At 54.7% G+C, this 20,116-nt stretch carries 20 protein-coding genes; 15 read left to right on the plus strand and 5 right to left on the minus strand.

What is annotated here, in order from left to right; genetic code table 11:
* The 4 genes from ACP4CD_RS00210 (at window position 1) to ACP4CD_RS00225 (ending at window position 5,146) form a co-directional block, all read left to right on the plus strand.
* Window positions 1–1,299 (plus strand): cobyrinate a,c-diamide synthase, encoded by a 1,299-nt coding sequence (locus ACP4CD_RS00210; RefSeq protein ID WP_426992861.1) that lies wholly within the window; start codon window positions 1–3, stop codon window positions 1,297–1,299.
* 83 nt (window positions 1,300–1,382) lie between these two features.
* Window positions 1,383–2,435 carry a recombinase RecA gene (gene recA, locus ACP4CD_RS00215; RefSeq protein ID WP_064030604.1) on the plus strand — a complete coding sequence of 351 codons (1,053 nt, stop codon included), beginning with the start codon at window positions 1,383–1,385 and terminating at the stop codon, window positions 2,433–2,435.
* Between the two features lie 185 nt (window positions 2,436–2,620).
* Complete coding sequence (locus ACP4CD_RS00220) at window positions 2,621–3,061, plus strand: GIY-YIG nuclease family protein (protein WP_426992863.1); 441 nt, start codon at window positions 2,621–2,623, stop codon at window positions 3,059–3,061.
* A 951-nt stretch (window positions 3,062–4,012) separates the two neighbouring features.
* Window positions 4,013–5,146 carry an SUMF1/EgtB/PvdO family nonheme iron enzyme gene (locus ACP4CD_RS00225; RefSeq protein WP_426992864.1) on the plus strand — a complete coding sequence of 378 codons (1,134 nt, stop codon included), beginning with the start codon at window positions 4,013–4,015 and terminating at the stop codon, window positions 5,144–5,146.
* A 72-nt stretch (window positions 5,147–5,218) separates the two neighbouring features.
* On the opposite strand, the gene ACP4CD_RS00230 is transcribed toward ACP4CD_RS00225, so the two are convergent.
* Window positions 5,219–5,707 (minus strand): hypothetical protein, encoded by a 489-nt coding sequence (locus ACP4CD_RS00230; RefSeq protein ID WP_426992865.1) that lies wholly within the window; start codon window positions 5,705–5,707, stop codon window positions 5,219–5,221.
* 135 nt (window positions 5,708–5,842) lie between these two features.
* Here ACP4CD_RS00230 and ACP4CD_RS00235 point away from each other — a divergent pair, with 135 nt between their 5' ends.
* The 11 genes from ACP4CD_RS00235 to ACP4CD_RS00285 all read left to right on the plus strand — a co-directional run bounded on the left by ACP4CD_RS00235 (window position 5,843) and on the right by ACP4CD_RS00285 (window position 15,165).
* Window positions 5,843–6,331, plus strand: coding sequence for a regulatory protein RecX (locus ACP4CD_RS00235; RefSeq protein ID WP_426992867.1), 489 nt, complete (start codon window positions 5,843–5,845; stop codon window positions 6,329–6,331).
* 185 nt (window positions 6,332–6,516) lie between these two features.
* The gene (locus ACP4CD_RS00240) at window positions 6,517–6,735 is read left to right on the plus strand and encodes an addiction module protein (protein ID WP_064025789.1); all 219 of its coding nucleotides are present in this window, start codon (window positions 6,517–6,519) and stop codon (window positions 6,733–6,735) included.
* Complete coding sequence (locus ACP4CD_RS00245) at window positions 6,732–7,052, plus strand: hypothetical protein (RefSeq protein WP_064025791.1); 321 nt, start codon at window positions 6,732–6,734, stop codon at window positions 7,050–7,052. The genes ACP4CD_RS00240 and ACP4CD_RS00245 overlap by 4 nt, the downstream gene beginning before the upstream one ends.
* Before the next feature lie 149 nt (window positions 7,053–7,201).
* Complete coding sequence (alaS, locus tag ACP4CD_RS00250; protein ID WP_426992869.1) at window positions 7,202–9,811, plus strand: alanine--tRNA ligase; 2,610 nt, start codon at window positions 7,202–7,204, stop codon at window positions 9,809–9,811.
* Between the two features lie 79 nt (window positions 9,812–9,890).
* Window positions 9,891–10,076: a hypothetical protein gene (locus ACP4CD_RS00255; RefSeq protein WP_426992870.1), complete on the plus strand. Its 186-nt coding sequence runs from the start codon at window positions 9,891–9,893 to the stop codon at window positions 10,074–10,076.
* Window positions 10,064–10,360: a type II toxin-antitoxin system RelE/ParE family toxin gene (locus ACP4CD_RS00260; RefSeq protein WP_426992872.1), complete on the plus strand. Its 297-nt coding sequence runs from the start codon at window positions 10,064–10,066 to the stop codon at window positions 10,358–10,360. The genes ACP4CD_RS00255 and ACP4CD_RS00260 overlap by 13 nt, the downstream gene beginning before the upstream one ends.
* Window positions 10,361–10,975: 615 nt before the next feature.
* A complete protein-coding gene (locus tag ACP4CD_RS00265; RefSeq protein ID WP_426992874.1) occupies window positions 10,976–12,316 on the plus strand; it encodes a serine/threonine-protein kinase in 1,341 nt (446 codons plus the stop codon).
* The gene (locus ACP4CD_RS00270) at window positions 12,316–13,029 is read left to right on the plus strand and encodes a PP2C family protein-serine/threonine phosphatase (protein ID WP_426992876.1); all 714 of its coding nucleotides are present in this window, start codon (window positions 12,316–12,318) and stop codon (window positions 13,027–13,029) included. Before ACP4CD_RS00265 ends, ACP4CD_RS00270 begins: the two co-directional genes overlap by 1 nt.
* Window positions 13,030–13,385: 356 nt before the next feature.
* Complete coding sequence (locus ACP4CD_RS00275) at window positions 13,386–13,550, plus strand: DUF4160 domain-containing protein (protein WP_426994647.1); 165 nt, start codon at window positions 13,386–13,388, stop codon at window positions 13,548–13,550.
* A gap of 53 nt (window positions 13,551–13,603) precedes the next feature.
* Window positions 13,604–13,849: a DUF2442 domain-containing protein gene (locus tag ACP4CD_RS00280; protein ID WP_426992877.1), complete on the plus strand. Its 246-nt coding sequence runs from the start codon at window positions 13,604–13,606 to the stop codon at window positions 13,847–13,849.
* Window positions 13,850–13,944: 95 nt separating this feature from the next.
* Entirely contained in the window at window positions 13,945–15,165 is a 1,221-nt protein-coding gene (locus tag ACP4CD_RS00285) for an aspartate kinase (protein WP_071160935.1), read from the plus strand.
* Between the two features lie 90 nt (window positions 15,166–15,255).
* Here the strand turns inward: ACP4CD_RS00285 and tgt are convergent, their stop codons facing one another.
* The 4 genes from tgt to ACP4CD_RS00305 all read right to left on the minus strand — a co-directional run bounded on the left by tgt (window position 15,256) and on the right by ACP4CD_RS00305 (window position 20,115).
* Entirely contained in the window at window positions 15,256–16,365 is a 1,110-nt protein-coding gene (gene tgt, locus ACP4CD_RS00290; RefSeq protein ID WP_064025795.1) for a tRNA guanosine(34) transglycosylase Tgt, read from the minus strand.
* 114 nt (window positions 16,366–16,479) lie between these two features.
* Window positions 16,480–16,992 (minus strand): hypothetical protein, encoded by a 513-nt coding sequence (locus tag ACP4CD_RS00295; protein ID WP_064025797.1) that lies wholly within the window; start codon window positions 16,990–16,992, stop codon window positions 16,480–16,482.
* 199 nt (window positions 16,993–17,191) lie between these two features.
* Window positions 17,192–18,820 (minus strand): diguanylate cyclase domain-containing protein, encoded by a 1,629-nt coding sequence (locus ACP4CD_RS00300; RefSeq protein WP_426992880.1) that lies wholly within the window; start codon window positions 18,818–18,820, stop codon window positions 17,192–17,194.
* Window positions 18,821–18,858: 38 nt separating this feature from the next.
* Window positions 18,859–20,115, minus strand: a complete 1,257-nt coding sequence (locus ACP4CD_RS00305) for a hypothetical protein (RefSeq protein WP_426992881.1) — start codon at window positions 20,113–20,115, stop codon at window positions 18,859–18,861.
* Window position 20,116 lies beyond the last annotated feature (1 nt).

Below are 20,116 nucleotides of genomic sequence, written 5' to 3' on the forward strand. Positions count from 1 at the left end.
GTGATCGACGTTCACGTTACGCCGGTTAAGCCTTGTCCGGCCATCCTAATCAGCGCGCCGGCGTCCGGCCAGGGCAAAACCACGGTGACCGCCGCGCTGGCCTATTACCATCGGCGGCTTGGTCGCGAGGTGCGAGTATTCAAAACCGGGCCGGACTTCATCGATCCGCAGATTTTGGCCTTTGCATCCGGACACCCAGCCTATCAGCTCGATTTGTGGATGATGGGCGAGGCCCACTGCCGCGAGTTGCTGTATCGCGCGGCCGGCGAAGCCGATTTGATCCTGATCGAAGGGGTGATGGGTTTGTACGACGGCGACAGCAGCAGCGCCGATCTGGCCCAAACGCTTGCTGTGCCGGTCGCGGCGGTGATCGATGCTCATGGCATGGCGCAAACTTTTGCGGCGGTCGCTTACGGCTTGGCCTATTACCGGCCGGGTTTGGCCTTCGTCGGCGTCATTGCCAACAAGGTCGGCAGCGCCGGCCATGCCAACCTGTTGGCCGAAGCCCTGCCGGACAATATGCCGCTGCTGGCGGCGATGCTCGGCGACGCCTCGGTCGGTTTGCCAGAGCGTCACTTGGGCTTGCATCAGGCCGGCGAAATTGCCGACCTCGATCAACGCTTGGCCCGCGCCGCCGATCTGCTCAGCGATTGCCGGCTACCGGAGCCGGTGGCCTTCGCGGCGCAATCGGTCGAGTCGCCGCCGCAATGGTTGGCCGGCCGGACCATCGCCGTCGCCAGGGATGCCGCGTTCTCGTTTCTCTATCCGGCCAATCTGGACTGCCTGCAAGCCTTGGGTGCAACCTTGACCTTCTTCTCGCCGCTGGCCGACAGCGGCTTGCCGGCGGCCGACGCCGTTTACCTGCCCGGTGGTTATCCCGAATTGCACTTGGCCGAACTGGCCGGCAACGAGGCGATGAAACAGGCCTTGCGCCAGCATCACCAAGCAGGCAAGCCGATCTACGCCGAATGCGGCGGCTTTTTGTATTTGCTGGACAGCCTGGCCGACCGCGACGGACAGGCCGCCGAGATGGTCGGCCTGTTGCCCGGCCAGGCCCGGATGCAGACCCAACTCGCTAATCTGGGCATGCACAGTCTGGAACTGGAGCACGGCGAAATACGCGGCCACAGCTTTCATTTCTCGACCTTGCAAACCTCGCTGGCGCCGCACACCCAATCCACTACCCGCCGCCATCACGGTCAAGCCGAAGCGTTTTACCGGGTCGGCCGCTTGCAAGCCTCCTATCTACATCTGTATTTTCCGTTCAATCCATGCCAGGCGGCCGCGCTGTTCGCCTGAGCCGGCCGCGAGAAAAGCTGTTTCGAGGCCTCGGCCTATGGGATAATCGCCGGCTTTCAGTAGCCAAACCAAGGCAGGCAACAATGGACGAAAACAAGAAAAAGGCGCTGGGCGCGGCGCTGATCCAAATCGAAAAACAATTCGGCAAAGGCTCGGTGATGCGGATGGGCGACGTCGCCGCGACCCGCGACATCGAAGTCGTTTCGACCGGCTCGTTGTCGGTCGATATCGCGCTGGGCTGCGGCGGTCTGCCGCGCGGCCGGATCATCGAAATCTACGGCCCGGAATCGTCCGGTAAAACCACGTTGACCCTGCAAACCATCGCGCAAGTGCAAAAATTGGGCGGCACCGCCGCCTTCGTCGATGCCGAACATGCGCTGGACCCGGTTTATGCCCAGAAAATCGGCGTCAACATCGACGATCTGCTGGTCTCTCAGCCGGACACCGGCGAGCAGGCCTTGGAAATCACCGACATGCTGGTCCGTTCCGGCGCGGTCGACATCGTGGTCATCGACTCGGTGGCGGCGTTAACCCCGAAAGCCGAAATCGAAGGCGACATGGGCGACTCGCACATGGGTTTGCAGGCGCGCCTGATGTCGCAAGCCTTGCGCAAACTCACCGCCAACATCAAGCGCTCCAACACCCTGGTGATCTTCATCAACCAGCTGCGGATGAAAATCGGCGTGATGTTCGGCAACCCAGAAACCACCACCGGCGGCAACGCGCTGAAATTCTACGCCTCGGTGCGGATGGACATTCGCCGCATCGGCGCGATCAAGAAAGGCGACGAAGTGATCGGCAACGAAACCCGCGTCAAGATCGTCAAAAACAAAGTCGCGCCGCCGTTCAAGCAAGCCGACTTCGAAATTCTGTACGGCGAAGGCGTGTCCTTCTTCGGCGAATTGGTGGATTTGGGCGTCGAATTCGGCTTCGTCCAAAAATCCGGCTCCTGGTACAGCTACAACAACGACAAAATCGGCCAAGGCAAGGACAACGCCAAGCAATTCCTGCGCGAACACCCGGAGGCCGCCGCCGAATTGGAAAAAGCCATCCGCGAAAAAGCCTTCGTCAGCCGCGTGACCAACGCCCCAGCGCCGGCCGACGACGAAGACGCCGAGTTCAACGACGCCGACTAACTCCGTCGGCTGAGCGGAGCCGAAGCCGAGCGGAATCGAAGCCGGGCGGAGTCGGGTTGGCTGGCCGCGATGTTCGCTTCGGCTCCGCTCAGCGAACGCGGCTCCGCTCAGGGAACGGCGCGTCCGGCTTAACGCAGTTCGCCGCTCAACTCGGCGAACCTAGCCGAATCTTTTGGGGGTACTCAATGCCTTACCTGTATATTTTGCAATGCTCGGACGGCAGCTATTACACCGGCAGTACCTGGGATTTGGAGCGCCGCTTGTGGGAACACCAAAACGGCTTGGGCGCCAAACACACCGCAACGCGATTGCCGGTCCAATTGGTTTATTGCGAGATGTGCGAGCGGATTGAAGACGCTTATATCCGGGAAAAACAGATTCAAGGCTGGAGCCGCAACAAGAAGCGGGCGCTGATGGCGGGTGACAGCAATTTATTGCATCGATTGGCCGAGTGCCGGAATGCGAGCCATAGCCAAAACGCTGGCTTCGACTCCGCTCAGCCAACGACTCCCGAGCAACCTGAAACACCCGAGTCCGCTCAGCCAGCGATTCCCGAGCAACCCGAAACACCCGACTCCGTTCAGCCGACGGGTTCCGAAGAACCTGAAATACAGGGTGCCGTCTAGCCAAACGGTTCCAAGTGACGTAAAACGCCGGGTTCCGTTAAATCAAGAAATTCTAAGCAATCTGAAATTTTCGGCTCAGTTGAGCCAATAAGGCTAGAGCGACCTGAAATATCGAGGTCCGTTAAGCCGATGAGCTCCTAACGATCTGCAATATTGGACTTCGTTCAACCAATCGGGCTCAAACGATCAGCAATATTAGGCAGCGTTCGGCCAAATGAGGTCCGAGCGAACTGAAATATCGAGGTCCGTTAAGCTGATGAGCTCCTAACGATCTGCAATATTGGGCAGCGTTCAGTCGAATGAGGTCCGAGCGACCTGAATTATTGAGGTCCGTTGAGCCGATGAGCTCTAAACGATCTGCAAGTTTGGTTTCCACTTAGCCGGCGAGGTCTGATCGACCTGAAAAGCTGGACTCCGCTCGGCTAACCGGCGGTGAACGTTACGGAGCGCAGGAAGCTACCCGAAATTGAAGCGGTGAGTAGTCAGAGAAGCGCGGATAGCAGCCGGCGGCGAAAGCGTGACTTGCTCGATTGGCTAGCGGAAGCGTGCCGACTTGAGCGCCCTTGCGTAACGCGGTACAGATTGGTTATGGTTGACTCTGGTTGGTTCTGGTTGGTTCTGGTTGGGGGGCGTTCCCTGGTTAGAGCGCCGCTCCCCGGTTAAAGCGCCGTTCCCTGAGCGGAGTCGAAGGGAACAGGCCACCCCCACGATAGCACCAATCCCGCAAGCCAGGCGATTTTCCACCCCGCAAGCAACGCATCGTCCGGTCTTGCGGTCGCTCCGGTTTTCCGAGATATTAGCCTCGCGCGGGCTTGGCAGACTGGACGAAAATCCGCGCCGATTTTTACTACTTTACGAATGCGACTTCACCTGTGATTTGGATGTTTCGGGTTGGTATTCGCAATACTTTAGGATTTGACAGAAAATTTAATTAGAAACATTAAGGACGACGTGGCCGACATTTTTTTAAGCTATCAGAAGAACGATTTGGCAAGAATCAAGCCGTTGGCGGCCGCATTGAGCGCGCGCGGCTGGTCGGTGTTTTATGACCGCACCACACCTCCGGGCAAAACCTGGCGGCAGAAGATAGAAACCGAATTGAGTATCTGCTCTTGCATGGTGGTGGCATGGTCTAAGTCTTCGATCGATTCGCACTGGGTGCTGGAGGAGGCCGACGAGGGGCGCGAGCGGGGAATATTGGTGCCGTGCTTGCTGGACGACGTGAAGCCACCTTTGGGTTTTCGCAGCATTCAAGCCGCCAACTTGCTCGATTGGCACGGCCATAACGAGTCAGCCGGGCTGAAGCTGTTATGCGAGGTCATTCAGGATTTGCTGCCGACGGTGGCGCTCGAACCCCAGCCATCGGTTCTCCCTCGGACGGCACATAGCCCCGATTGGGTCATCGAACCCGAAATGATCATAATCCCCGCCGGCTCGTTTGCTATGGGCGGCGATCAATACGACAACGAAAAACCGATTCACACCGTCACCTTCGCCAAACCTTTTAAGTTAGGCAAATACCCGGTGACGTTCGCCGAGTACGACGTTTTTGCCGAACAAACCGGGCGTGTCAAGCCCCAAGACGAAGGCTGGGGGCGTGGACGGCGGCCGGTCGTCAATGTCAGTTGGCAAGACGCCGTCGCTTATGCGGCCTGGCTACGGGAAACGACCGGCCAACCCTATCGGCTACCCAGCGAAGCCGAATGGGAATATGCCTGCCGTGCCGGTAGCCTTAGAGAGTTTTTCTGGGGCGATGACGTTGGCTTGGCTGACCAGCATGCCTGGTTTGCTGAGAATGCCGGAGGCAAAACCCAGGATGTCTGGCTAAAGCGAGCGAATACTTACGGTCTGCACGACATGGTCGGGAAGGTCTGGGAGTGGCTGCAAGATGTTTGGCACGAAGACTACCAAGGTGCGCCGAATGATGGCTCGGCTTGGGTGGCCAGCGACGGAGGCCGTCGGGTGATCCGCGGCGGCCCTTGGAGTCTCAACCCCTACAGGCTGCGTTCGGCGCTCCGTGGTTGGAACGATGCCGACAACCCCGACAGCTACATCGGCTTCCGTCTTGCCCAGGACTTACCCTAGGCCCTTGGTGCTTTTACCCTTTGCAGTTTTGGTTTTTTGCTTGTCGAGCGGCCGTCAGGCCGCTCGCGATTTTTAGCGGTCGGCCGGGTCGTCGAAGGCCGCCGCCGTCAGGTCTTCCACTTGGGCGATCGCCGCCAACGCTTTTGCGTAAATCAGCAAATCCAGTTGCAGCGCTTTTAATTCGTCGCGGAACTCCCGGCAATGCTGGGGTTGTTCGAAGGCGCCGGCCAAGGCCAGTTTGTGCCATTTCGCGGTAAACGGCCGGACGACTTGGTTTAAGACCACGATCGCCACCTTGCTGAATTGCTCGCAGTTGCGGCCCTGGCGGCGCAGAATCTCGCGGGTGATGCCGAACAGGCTGTGCACGCTGTTCAGCGCGGCTTGCTCGTCGCCGTCGCGGTCCGGCAAGGGCTGGGTGACGATGCGGGTCAGCAGTTCCACGTACAGTTCCCAGGCCGCGTCCCGGTCGGCGGTTTGCGCCTGCCATTCCGATTCGAAAAAGCCGGCCGTCAGCTTGATTTTGGTCAAGCCCCAATGTTCGAACCAATCTTTCAGCTTCATCAGCCGCCTCCCGGAGTTTGCTAGCGCGATTATAGCCGCTGCCCGGTCGCCGCGCCCGCGCGCATCGGGCCGGTATGCCGGTTTAAGGGGGCGGCTATCTGTGTGATAATGTCCGCATTTTGCGGCCCGCGCCGAATGACGGACGAATCGATAGCCAACCCGCTGGAACGCCGCCAACGCATCGAAGCCATCTGCGTGCGCTTGCTGGCGCGCCGCGAGCACAGCCGCCGCGAGTTGCTGGACAAATTGGCGATGCGCGGTTTCGAGCGCGACGAGGTGGCGGCGGTGATCGACGATTTGAGCCGGCAAAACTGGCAAAACGACGCGCGCTACGCCGAATGCTATATCCGCGAGCGGATCGCCAAGGGCTACGGGCCGCTGCGGATTGCTTACGAATTGCAGCAGCGCGGCATCGCCGACGCCGATCTGGATGCGCAAGCCGAGGAACAAGGCGGTTGGCTGAATCTGGCCTTGGATGTTTATGCGGGCAAATACGGCGATGAAACCTCGCTGCCGCCCAACGAATGGGCCAAACGCAGCCGGTTCTTGCAACAGCGCGGTTTTAGCGGCGAGACGATTAAGCGGGTGTTTGTGGTGTTGAAGATTAAAATGCGGAGTTCTTGACTCCGAATAGTGAAGCGATACCTTTCGCACTTCAAATTTCTGCGCATCCGCTCCCTCGCCATCCGGGAGAGGGACGGGGTGAGGGTATCAAAAAACCGAAATTTGAAGTGCGATGGTTATAGCTCGGATAACGGAAGTCGGTAACTGATTACGACCGTATGTTGTTGCATTAAAGGATAGAGAATATGAAAGTGACGCTACCATTAAATGAAATGTCGGTCGCCGAGAAAATTGCCGCGATGGAAGCTTTATGGAATGACTTATCCATTCAGGCCGCTGAATATTCATCTCCTGATTGGCATGGTGAAATATTGATGGAGAGAACGCGTTTGGCGAAAGCCGGCTTGGTGGGGTTTACCGATTGGGACGAGGCAAAAAAGGAAATTCAAGATAGGATTCGATGAAAATTCGCATCTTTGACAATGCCAAGTTTGATTTGTTGGACGGTTTCGAGTTTTACGAACGACAGCAAAAGGGTGTCGGTCAGTACTTTTTAGACTCGCTGTCTGCTGATATCGACTCTTTGGCGCTATATGCCGGCGTGCATCCCAAAAAGTTTGGCGATTTTTATTGGCTGTTGGCCAAGCGCTTCCCCTATGCGATTTACTATACCTTCGATAGCGAGTTTGTTTCGGTTTTTGCGGTATTGGATTGTCGCCGCAATCCGACCAATATTCAAACCCGATTGGACAATGAGCGACATGGGCGGCAGAGTCAATGATCGCGTAGCCGTTGAATTTGTAACGTTGAATCATATTAGCGAGCCTTAGATTAGTCCTAGGGTAAACCTCGAAAGGCTAAATGCGAGAATCAAACTCGACCAACGAACGAATATTTTTGAAGAATATAAACATTAACGACCTAACCACCATGAAAAACATGACCAGCGCCGAAATCCGCGCCGCCTTTTTGGAATTCTTTCGCCAACGCGGCCATGCCGTGCGTCCGTCCAGCAGCTTGGTGCCGGGCAACGATCCGACCTTGCTGTTCACCAATGCCGGCATGGTGCAGTTTAAGGACGTGTTTCTGGGGAGGGAGAAAGTCGACTTTAGCCGCGCCGCGACCAGTCAACGTTGCGTGCGGGCCGGCGGCAAGCATAACGATCTGGAGAACGTCGGCTATACCGCTCGCCACCATACCTTCTTCGAGATGCTGGGCAATTTCAGCTTCGGCGATTATTTCAAGCGCGACGCGATCCATTTTGCCTGGGACTTTTTGACCCAGGAAATGGGCATACCGCCGGCCAAATTGTGGGTGACGGTGTTCGACGAAGACTCGGAAGCCGAAGCGATCTGGCTGGAAGAGGTCAAAATCGACCCGACTCGCTTCTCGCGCATCGGCGCCAAGGACAATTTCTGGGCTATGGGCGATGTCGGCCCGTGCGGCCCGTGCACCGAGATTTTTTACGACCACGGCGAGCACGTGGCCGGCGGCCCGCCGGGCAGTCCGGACGACGACGGCGATCGCTACATCGAAATCTGGAATCTGGTGTTCATGCAATACGAGCGCGACAAGGACGGCAACCTGACGCCGCTGCCGGCGCCGTCGGTCGATACCGGCATGGGTCTGGAGAGGATCGCGGCGGTGATGCAGGGCGTGCATAGCAATTACGAGATCGACATTTTCCAAAATCTGGTCAAAACCGCCGCCGCATTGGCCGGTACGACCGATCTTACCAACAGCTCGTTGCGGGTGATCGCCGACCACATTCGCTCGTGCGCATTTTTGGTGGCCGACGGCGTGTTACCGTCCAACGAAGGTCGCGGCTACGTGTTGCGCCGCATCGTCCGTCGGGCGATCCGCCACGGTTACCGCCTGGGCATTCAGGACACCTTCTTCTACAAATTGGTCGCGCCGCTGGCCGCCGAAATGGGCGCAGCCTATCCGGAATTGGTCAAGGCGCAAGATCAGGTCGAGCGGGTGTTGAAGAAGGAAGAAGAGCGCTTCGCCGAAACACTGGGCCAGGGCATGCGCATCCTGGAAAACTGCGTCGCCAAGCTGGATGGTCATGTGATTCCCGGCGACGTGGTGTTCTTGCTGTACGACACCTACGGTTTCCCGGTGGATTTGACCGCCGATTTTGCCCGTGAGCACAACTTGAGCGTGGACCATGCCGGTTTCGAAATCGAAATGAGCGCCCAGCGCGACCGGGCTCGGGCCGGCGGCCAGTTCGCGGCCGATTACGACCAGGACATTCGCCACGACAGCGTCACCGAATTTACCGGCTACTCGCATTTGGACGGCTCGGTGCAAGTCATCGGTCTGTTTAAAAAAGGCCAGCCGGTCGAAAGCCTGGAAGTCGGCGACGAAGGCGTCGTGATTCTGGACCAAACCCCGTTCTATGCCGAGTCCGGCGGTCAGGTCGGCGACAGCGGCGTGATCGAATGCACCGGCGGCACCTTCGAAGTCAGCGACACCCAAAAGCAGGGCGGCCAGTTGTTCCTGCATAAGGGCAAAGTGGTCAAAGGTGTGATTGCCGAAGGCATGGCTTGCGAAGTCAGTGTCAACGCCGACATCCGAAAATCCACGGAACGTAACCACTCCGCGACTCACTTGCTGCACGCGGCCTTGCGCGCGGTGTTGGGCGAACACGTCGCCCAGAAAGGTTCGCAGGTCAATGCCGAACGGCTGCGTTTCGATTTCTCGCATTTCGAGCCGATGAGCGCCGCACAAATCGCCAGCGTCGAGCGCATCGTCAACGAACAAATCCGCGGCAACAACGCCGTCTGCGCGCAAGTCATGGCGAAAGACGAGGCGGTCAAGGCTGGCGCGATGGCGCTGTTCGGCGAGAAGTACGGCGACGAAGTGCGGGTTTTGACGATGGGCGATTTTTCGACCGAACTGTGCGGCGGTACTCATGTGCAACGTACCGGCGACATCGGCCTGTTCAAAATCGTTGGAGAAACCGGCGTTGCCGCCGGCGTCCGCCGTCTGGAAGCAGTGACCGGCCAAGGCGCGTTGGAATGGATCGCCCACCGCGAGCAAGCCTTGCTCAGTATCGCCGGTTTGCTGAAAGCCGCGCCGGATAAAGCCGCCGACAAAGTCCATCAGTTGCTGGAAAAAACTCGCGGCCTGGAAAAAGAGCTGGAAAAACTCAAATCCAAACTGGCCAGCTCGGCCGGCGACGAGATGACCAGCCAGGCGGTCGACGTCAACGGCGTCAAAGTCTTGGCCGTCAAACTCGACGACGTCGATCCGAAAGCCCTGCGCGATTTGGCCGATCAGCTCAAAAACAAACTGGGCAGCGCCGCGCTGGTGTTGGCTGCCGTCAGCGGCGATAAAGTCAGCTTGATCGCCAGCGTATCGAAAGACGCGATGGACAAGGTCAAGGCCGGCGAGTTGGTCAACTTCGTCGCCACCCAAGTCGGCGGCAAAGGCGGCGGCCGGCCGGATATGGCCCAAGCTGGGGGTAACGATCCCGCCGGATTGCCGGCGGCATTGGCGGCGGTACCGGAGTGGGTGCGGTCTATGCTTAGTTAAACGTGTGAGTACCGTTCAACTTAAATGTTGTCTTCGACGGAGTGGTTTGAAATCGATTGTCACGATGGGTGGGGGTTGTATGAATACTGTAAAAGAGCAAATGGCTGAAGTCATCAATGACCAGCCGCTGGATGCGTCGTATGAGGAAATCATGCGTGAATTGGCGTTTCAGCGCATGATCAATCGTGGCATGGAAGATTCTCGCGAACAAAGGACTCTGAGCAACGAAGAGATTGAACGCCGCATTCAGTCATGGCAACAATAAGCTGGACTTATGAAGCAGAGCGCTGGTTAAAGCAGATACATGACTATATCGCACAAGATAGCCTAAACACCGCGAATCAAGTGGTTGCCGGTATTTATCGGAAAACTCAATTGCTCGAGAAATTCCCGGAAATCGGTTACCAATATCGGTCCGAGCCGGAGGGTGAAATTCGTATTTTGCTTTATGGACATTATCGAATTGCCTATCTGATAAAAGGGCAGCAGCAGATCGATGTTTTGGGTGTGTTTCATGGGGCGATGGAGATCGAAACCTATCTGAAATAGTAGGCCGGAATAAGCCAAGTGACTGTTTTTGGTGGAAAATTTAATTTGATGATTTGGTGTCGTTACTGCGACGGATTAATTTAACGTCGGTTCTCGAACCGACAGCCGAGATACTTTCGCTACGAAAACCATCCCTGGTTTTCGCCCTTTGGGCCAGCCTTTGGCTGTTCAAATTCGCTCCCGGCGAATTTGTGTTTGTCCAAGGAAAAGTATCCAAAAGAAAAGACAATCGGATGCCGCTTTTATCCTGCGCTCCTCGTTTTTGAACTGGGTTGACAGAAGGGGCTTCCCAGCTCAGCCGTCAACGCGCCGCATTCTTGCGGTGCCCCTGTCGGCTGATCCGTTCAAAAGCTGCGGTGGCGAGGCATACGGGAGAAAATCCTCCCAAACGTAAGTTGGGTTAGCGATAGCGTAACCCAACATTTCGGAGAGGTAAGCGTTGAGTTATTGTTGGTTTTTGCTGGCTAGGTTGTATGAAATGACGTCAAACTTGGCGACTTTCCTGGGTTTCGCGTTGCTTGACCCAGCCTACGGCCCTTCGGAGTAGCAATCGTTGGGTACGGGGGACGCGTAATCTAACTTTATTTCTAATATTAAATAAGTCGAAGTGTTTAAATGGCCTATACAAAAATAAAAGAGCTTGGCCGAGGAGGATTTGGCAGGGTTTATGAAGTTTGTGATAGTAAACAAGAAACTTTTGCAATGAAAGAATTTAGTCCTAATGCTGAGTTGCAAGCGGTTATTGATAAAGGAATTGTATCTCTGGAAGATTTAAAGAAGAGATTTTTCAAAGAAGTAAAGTATCAAAGCAGGGTAAAAAGCCGGAATGTGGTTAAAATCATTGGTAGTAATCTTGAGAATGTCACACCTTGGTATGTTATGGAGCTTGGAGTTGGAACATTACAAGATGATCTTATTGCTGACCGAACTTTAGGCAATAATCTTAAAACTGCGCTGTTTGATATACTTGCAGGACTCGAGGCTATTCATGATTTAGGAATCACTCACCGTGACCTTAAGCCTGTGAATGTTTTAAAGTTTATAGAAACTGATGGATCGGTTAGATACGCCATATCAGATTTTGTATTAATAACGGCTGTTGCTTCAGATACTACGACGATTACTCAAACGGGGCATGCCGGCGGAACTCCAATTTATGCTGCGCCTGAACTAATTACAAATTTCAAATACGCAACAACAACCGCAGATATATATTCATTTGGAGCAATTCTTCATGATATTTTTGGGAGCGGTAGTAGGACACCTTATGTAGAGCTTTCAGTTCCTGGCCCTTGTCGATCAATAGTCGAAAAATGTACTAAGAAAAATCCACTACGACGTTACCAGGATATTACCTCGCTTCGGATCGATGTATTTGAAGCTTTGAATAGCCCTGATCTTAATTTTAGCAGCACGGATGAAGCTGAGATTATTAAGTTGTTGAGTGAAAAGGAAGAGCTGTCTGATGATGAATGGGATAGGTTTTTCGAGGTATTAGATTGCTCAACTGGAGGCTATCAAACTTCCTACAACTTGTTTAGATCAATCATGAGCGGACATATTAGCTCATTAGCATCAACATCACCTGATTTATTCAATGCGTTGGGTATGCGATTTTCTGAGTATGTTCGTTCAAACTCTCACAACTTTGATTATTGTGATGTTTTAGCAGATAAGTTAGAACGCTTCTTTAACTTTGGATCAATCTCATTGAAAGCCCATGCTTTGATAAGTTTGCTAAAAATGGGTGTTAGTCATAATAGATGGTTTGTTGAGCGAAAACTATTGAATTTAGCTGGACCAAGTTTAGATTCTAAAGTTGCCAATAGGGTTATGCTTGACGTTGAAGCCGACTCATTTAGCCTTGAGTATTATTTGTCTTGTTGGGAAGCTTCGATTGGTGCTAGTAGACTACAGTTACATCCGCTTATTGCTAGGGGAGTGGATAAACCGTAATGGATTTTTGCGCTGATTCTTTTTCCTTGGGTTTAGATATTAGGCCCAACCAAGATGCTATGCTAACAAAAAGATTCTCTTCTGGGAAATTATTTGCTGCAGTTGCCGATGGTGTGGGTGGACAGGAGGGTGGGAGAGTTGCAGCTAATTTGGCAGTCAATTGCGCTGAAAAAGGATTAGCTAATGAATCACCAAAGGCTTTTGAAGATGTGTTTAATAACATCGTTAAAGTACTAGAAAAAGGAAGCCTTGAAGACAACATCTTGAAAGAAATGGCAACTACTTTAAGTTTGGTAATTGTACATGATGGGCTAGCTTGTTTTGCTCATGTTGGTGATTCGCGTATTTATCATTTGAGAAATAATGGAATTCGTCAGATTACCCAGGATCAAACCGAAAGCGATTTATTGATCAGACAAGGCATCCTTTCTAAAAGTAGAGCGAAAACTTATCCTCGGCGATCTGTTTTAGTATCAGCTCTTTCAGCAAAGGGGGAGTATGAATTAATTAGTGGAAGTTTTGATATAAAGCCGAAGGATAGAGTTTTATTGCTTACTGACGGTGTTCACAGATTAATTACAAAAAAAGAAATAAGGGATTTATCTCTCAAATTCCCTTTAATAACTGAGTTCGTGAAAAATGTAGCGGAGCAATTGACTTCAAAGGGCTTAAAAGATGACACAACATTGATTGCTATTGAAGTTATAGAATGATTTTTTCAAATCCCTGGATGGTACGTCCCGTATGCCGCGCCTAGCACCGGAGCTTTTGGTGGGATCAGTCCGAACGGTCAGTATACCCCTTTCGTCAACCCCGCCGAAAGCGAGGCGCGCTGGGAATAAGCGGCATTCGGGTGTCTTTTCTTTGGACAAGCACAAATTCACCTAGAGCGAATTTGAACAGCCGATAGGCTGGCTCGAAGGGTGAAAGCCAGGGATGACTTTCGTAGTGAAAGTATCTCGGTCGTCGATCCGAGAACCGACATTAAAAATAACCTGTCGCAATAGCGACACAAACAAAGAACAACTTAGTGCCGGAAATTAGCCGATTTTATGGGATCATCATCCGCATGTTTTTGATTGACCGAGAACATCCGCCGCGCCATATTCATATCAAGTACGGTGAACATCAAGCGGTGATGGAATTGGAAAATTTTAATATTATCGATGGCGGCATTCCCAGAAAATGTCGGCTATTGGTTGAGAATGTGCGGAGTTGCATTAGGATGAGCTGATAGAATGTGGGATACCCAGAGTTTTCATAGTATTGCGCCGTTGGAGTAACAAAATGAAACTAAAGCAGATTGAACAGATTGAAGGCTACCGTTTTACATTGACGTTCGAAAACGGCGAAATCATACAGGCTGATTTGAAAGCGTTGATTGGTTCATCGGTAGCCGAGGACGCCTTGCATACCGCCCGAATTGATCCGGATTGGGGATGTTTGGAGTTTAATCGAGGTGCTGCTGATATTGAACCCAAAACCTTGTATCGATATGCTCGCGAAGCGAGTCATCAACAACAAGCCGCATAAATTGTCTAAAAGTGCGCCGGAATTGTTCGGCATCAAAATTACCGTCGCTACGCGACACATTAAAAAAACCAAAAAAGCCAAGGGTCAATAAAAACATGGCATTGTACGTCTATAAGTTTGGCGGCACTTCCGTTGGTACGGTGGAACGTATCAAGGCGGTGGCCGAGAAAGTTAAAGCAGCCCACGACAAGGGCGATCAAATCGTCGTTGTGGTGTCGGCGATGAGCGGCGAAACCAACCGTTTGGTCGCGCTCGCCAAGGAAGTGCAGGTGCAACCGACCGACCGCGAGTTGGACGTGTTGCTGTCCACCGGCGAGCAAGTGACGATCGCGTTGTTGGCGATGGCCTTGCACCACGTGGGTGTCGAGGCTAAGTCCTATACCGGTCCGCAGGTGCGGATTCTGACCGACAGCGCTCACACCAAAGCACGGATTCGCGAGATCGACGAAGCCAATATCCGCGCGGATCTGGACGCCGGCCGGGTCGTCGTCGTCGCCGGATTCCAGGGCGTGGACGAGGACGGCAATATCACCACGCTGGGCCGCGGCGGCTCCGATACCACCGGCGTGGCATTGGCGGCGGCATTGAAAGCCGACGAATGCCATATCTATACCGACGTCGACGGCGTGTACACCACCGATCCGCGCGTGGTACCGAAGGCCCGCCGGCTGGACCGGATCACCTTCGAGGAAATGCTGGAAATGGCCAGCCTGGGTTCGAAAGTCCTGCAAATCCGTTCGGTCGAATTCGCCGGTAAATACAACGTCAAACTGCGTGTGTTGTCTTCGTTTATGGAAGGCAACGGCACGCTTATCACCTACGAGGAATCAGAAATGGAAAAAGCGTTAATCTCAGGTATTGCCTTCAATCGCGACGAGGCGAAACTGACGTTGACCGGCGTACCCGATCTGCCGGGCGTGGCGTCGAAAATCCTGGGACCGATCGCCGCCGAAAACATCGAAGTGGACATGATCGTGCAAAATATTTCCGCGCACGGCACCACCGACTTTACCTTTACCGTCAACCGTAACGATTTTGCCCGCGCTCAAAAAGTCCTGGAGGGCTTACGCGTTGAACTGGGCGGCAATACTGCGGTAATCGGCGATAACACGATTGTTAAAGTGTCCATCGTCGGCGTCGGCATGCGTTCGCACGCCGGCATCGCCAGCACCATGTTCAAGGTACTGGCCGACGAAGGCATTAACATTCAGATGATTTCGACCTCGGAGATCAAGATTTCGGTAGTCGTCGACGAGAAATATCTGGAACTGGCGGTGCGTGCACTGCACACCGCGTTCGGGCTGGATCAAGAATAAGATAAGGTTGGTCCGGGCCGTTTCGGTCAGTGCTCTGACAGAGCAAACACCGAGAGTAGGGGCGGCAAACGCCGCCCCTACACACCGCAATCAATGCGGCATGGTTACGCCGCGCAACTCGTAAAACGCCCTGACGAATTCGTCGAATCTTCCTGCTTCTATTGCATCACGGATGCCCTGCATCAATTCCAGGTAGTAATGTAGATTGTGGATGGTGTTCAGGCGCGCGCCGAGCATTTCCTTGCATTTGTCCAGATGCTTTAGGTACGAGCGCGAGTAATTGCGGCAGGTGTAGCAGTTGCAATTCTCGTCCAGCGGTCGGGTGTCGAACTGGTATTGCTGATTGCGGATTTTAATGACGCCGTAGCGGGTAAACAGATGGCCGTTGCGGGCGTTGCGGGTCGGCATCACGCAGTCGAACATGTCCACGCCGCGCCGCACCGCTTCCACCAAATCTTCCGGCGTGCCGACGCCCATCAAGTAGCGCGGCGTATCTTGCGGCATATTCGGCATGATCGCGTCCAGCGTCGCCAGCATTTCGTGCTTGGGTTCGCCGACCGATAGGCCACCGATCGCGTAACCGTCGAAGCCGATGTTGGTCAACCCGTTGATCGATTCGCGGCGCAGTTCGGGAAACATACCGCCTTGCACGATGCCGAACAGGGCCGAATCGTTGCCTTCGTGGGCGCGCTTGCTGCGTTCCGCCCAGCGCAGGGACAGACGCATCGAATCGGCGGCTTGCTGGTAGGTGGCCGGGTAGGGCGTGCACTCGTCGAAAATCATCACGATGTCCGACCCCAGGTCCCGTTGCACCTGCATCGACTCCTCCGGTCCCATGAAAATCTTGCTGCCGTTAACCGGCGATTTAAACGTCACGCCTTGCTCGCTGATCTTGCGTAGCGCGCCCAGGCTGAACACCTGAAAACCGCCGGAATCGGTCAGAATCGGCTTTTGCCAGCGCATGAAGTCGTGCAGATCGCCGTGTGCCTTCATCACCTCCATGCCGGGTCTCAGTAACAGGTGAAAAGTGTTGCCGAGGATGATTTGCGCGCCTAGCGCTTCCAAATCCTCGGGGGTCAGCGCTTTCACGGTGCCGTAGGTGCCGACCGGCATGAAGATCGGCGTTTCGACCACGCCGCGCGCGAAGGTCAATTGGCCGCGGCGGGCTTGGCCGTCGTGGGTTTTGAGTTTGAATTCCATGAACCGCAAATCAGATGAAAAAGGCCGGCATTATCCTGTCTTTGTCAGGCTAACGCCAAGCGAATAAATGACGGCGTTTGTGTAGCGCCAAACCGAGGTTTAGTACTCGGAATCCTAGATGTCCATCAGCAACATCGGGATGCCGTACGTCATCACGAAATAGCTGAACGCGAAGGCCACACTGGTGCCGGTGGGGTAGGTAAAAAAGCGCCGGAAGATGTAGCTGACGATGGCGATATACCAAATGACCAAAAATACCGCGAGGCCGATGCCGACTTCCTCGCGGTAGGGGTAATGTTTCATCACCAACCAAAAGTCCAGGCCTTCGGCGGCCACCGCTAGAGTCATGATGAAGTTTTCGCAGACGAAAATCGACGTGTACAACTGGCTGAAGCGCGGCCATTGCTTTTCCTTCAGTAGCAGCAAGGCCACACTACTGAAGGCCATGATGGTGCGGCCGGTCACTTCCAGGGTGCCGTCGGCCGGATCGGCGATCAAGCCTTCGACGATGCAGCCGGAGATAAAGTAAAAGGTCACGTTCTTCCACATGAACGACTTAGGCGGCGTCAGTTCGGTCGGGTCGTTCAGAAACCAGCAGGATGAGAGGTATTTTAGTAATAAATTCATGGGCGTCGGTCGCGTAACGAATTTCGGCTGGGACAAGTCGAAAAGCCCGACATTATAGCGGCTACCGCCGGTAAACACGAAAACCGCTCGCCGATTCGGTTCGGTGATTTCAGGTACATTCGCCGACCCGTCAAAGGCTATGGCTGGTTTTGGTCCAAAGACGGCCAACCCACGACCCCTTTTAACCGCTCTCGGGCGCTTATTCGGCAGTGTCTTCTCGAGCGATGATTACCGGCGACAAGCCGCAGTCGCCGTACAGGCAGTAGCCGTTACGGCCCAGGCGTTTGACTTCGTACAGCGCGATATCGGCTTTGTGCAACAGGCCGACCAAATCGGTGCCGTCCCTGGGGTATTCGACGACGCCGATACTGGCACCCACGTAATCTCGAGTGGTCGCTTCGATTTCGATGTCGGCGCTGATGCTTTCGATCAAGCGCAACAGAAACTGGTGCAAGGCGGGTTCGCTACGCGACCGGCGCAAGCAAATCAAAAATTCGTCGCCGCCCAAACGGGTCAGTAGGTCCGCGCCGCGCACCAAATTCTTCATGCGCTTGGCGACTTCGATCAACACCCGGTCGCCGGCCAAATGTCCCCAGCGGTCGTTAATTTGCTTGAAGCGGTCCAGGTCCAGCAACAGCAAGGACAGCGTGTCGTTTTCCCTGGCCGCGTAATTCAGGTTTAGGCGGGCTTCCAGGCCGCGCCGATTCAACAGTTGCGTCAAGATGTCGTGATGCGATTGAAATACCGCTTCGTCTTCCTGCTGTTTGCGTTGGCTGATGTCGATAAACAGGCATTCGGCGACCAGTTTGTGTTCCGGATGCGGATAGCAAGACACCAGCAAATGCATCCACTCTCGGACTTCGTCGTTCTGGCGTTGCAAGCGTAAATCCATGGCCTGCGGAATTTGGGTCAATGCGGCTTGCACCAGCAAGGCTCGAAATTCGTCGGGTTCCGAAAACAATTGAACTTCCCAGTTGGGTAACAGCGAGAACACGCTGTCCACCGCATGCCGCCAATCTTCGAATAGAAGACTGACCGCCGGATTGGCGATCAGACATTGGCCGTCCGGGTTCAGCAGCAGGATGCCGGTGGAGGCTTGGGTAAAAATCGCTTCGTACTGCTTTTCCAGGGCTTCGACGTGTTGCCGGAGCCGGCGTTCTTTCCGCATCGAAACCGATACGGCGCTTAACAAGGCGTTGATGTCTTGGGTTAGCCCGGCGAGCTCGTCCTGGCGGTCGCCGCTCAGGCTCAAGCATTGTTGGTCGCCGGGCTTGATGGCGGCCAGTTGCGCCGACAATTTCAGTAAAGGCGTGGTGACCAGCCGGCTAATTGCCACCCAAAACAGCAGCGTGGGGAAAAAGACGATTCCGCCCAGCGCCAGTGCCATGTTTCTGGCGCTGGCGGCGGCACGCTGATGAATAGCCGGCGGATGCAGGGCGACTTGCAACTGACCTAGCGTTTCGTTGTTATCGAACGGCGATTTTAATGCCCGTGCGATTATCGGTTGGTTTGGGGCGTCCGGGGCCTTGGCCAGCTTGACATCCAGACCAGTGTCGTTGGCTAAGCGCACCGAGGCCACGAAGCTGCCGCGCAGAACGCCGCGCACCACGTCGTCGGCGATGCGCGCATCGCTGGCATACAACGCGATCGCGGCCGAATATTCCATGGCGTCCAGCAATTCGCCGGTTTGTTGTCTGGCGTCCTGTTCGGCGCCTTCAAAAGTCAGGATATAAGCCCCCAACACAATCGCGGCGCTGAGAACCAACATGCCAAGGAATACCCGAATCGACAGACGGGTTTTCAGGCTGTGGACGACGTGACCTTTCATGGCGACGGCTTGAAAAGTGGGGCGAAGGCGCTTCGCCGTTAAAACACGAAGTCCAGTGTCGCCGAAAACAGATTGGAAAATTCGGCGGGGGCCGGCAGTCCGGCCGCCTGCGTATGCCATAGGCCAATGCCGTTATGATTGCGGACGTGGACCAGATCGTACTGTAATTTCAACGCCAGATTGTTGTAAAAGTCCCAACGTCCGCCTAGCGATAAGGTTTCCTGGTTGGAATAGGCTTCTAAGAACGGGGTTTCGGCAGCGGCTTGCAGACGGGGATCGGGCAGAGGACTGGGCACTTGCGGCCGTTTCTCGGACGGCCACAGACTGCTGTAGCCGATGAACGGCGTGACCGAACCCAGCCGATAACCGACGGTGGCGTAAATCATGTAAAGGTCGGTAACAAAGCCGTTGCCGTGAAACAGATGACCAAATTCCAGTTGGGCCCGCCACGGATCGCCTTCGTAACCCAAGCCGGCGGACAGAAAGTGATTCTGGGTGCCGCGCAGGATGTAGCGGCTGCTTAAATTGTTGGCGTCCGGATAAAAACCGGCCGCGCCCAGTTGATCGATCGCATGCCGTAATTCGGTTAGTCCGGGATGGTCGCTATGCAATTCGGTACCCACGTAGGACATTTGAGCGTGCCAGTCCTGCCAGCGCAAATTCACGTTGCCGCCCCACAGCGGAGCGATATTGATGTTGTAATCCGGCCGGGCGGGGTAATACGGCGAGGCTTCGCCGGCAAAGGCCTTGACACTGATATTCAGATTTTCGACGTCGAAGCTGTAGCTGGCATCGCCGCCGTTGAAATGAAACAAGGGCAAACGACCGTAAAATTCGATCGGCGGCCTTACCCATAGGTAGCTGTAGCCGATGTTGCGTTGGTCGGATACCAATCCCATATCCAGGCCGACCCGGCCGACCCGCAACTGCCAATGGCTGTCCGGCCGGTAACTGATGAAGGCCCATTGCAGGCTTTCCTCGATACTTTGCGAGGGTCTGTCCTTCAAAACCGCCTGCACGGTAGCCGACCAGCGCGGATTGATAATGGCGTCGATCTGTAGCCCCAGACGGCTATCGGCCGATAGCGGCGAACTGTTGCTGCTAATGCCTTCGCGATCGGCGATGTCGCGCGTCAATTCGGCTTGGGATTGATCGCTGGTCGCCAGACCCAATGTGCCGAAGCCGCTGATGCGCAGTCGGGATTCGTCGCTAAGGTCGATATTCCATTCCGCTCGAATACCCGCCGCGAACAGTAGTCCGACCGCCGCGACTCCGGGTAGCGTGTTGGTTTTCATC

The sequence above is a fragment of the Methylomonas stagni genome (assembly GCF_050154735.1).
GTDB lineage: Bacteria > Pseudomonadota > Gammaproteobacteria > Methylococcales > Methylomonadaceae > Methylomonas > Methylomonas koyamae_A.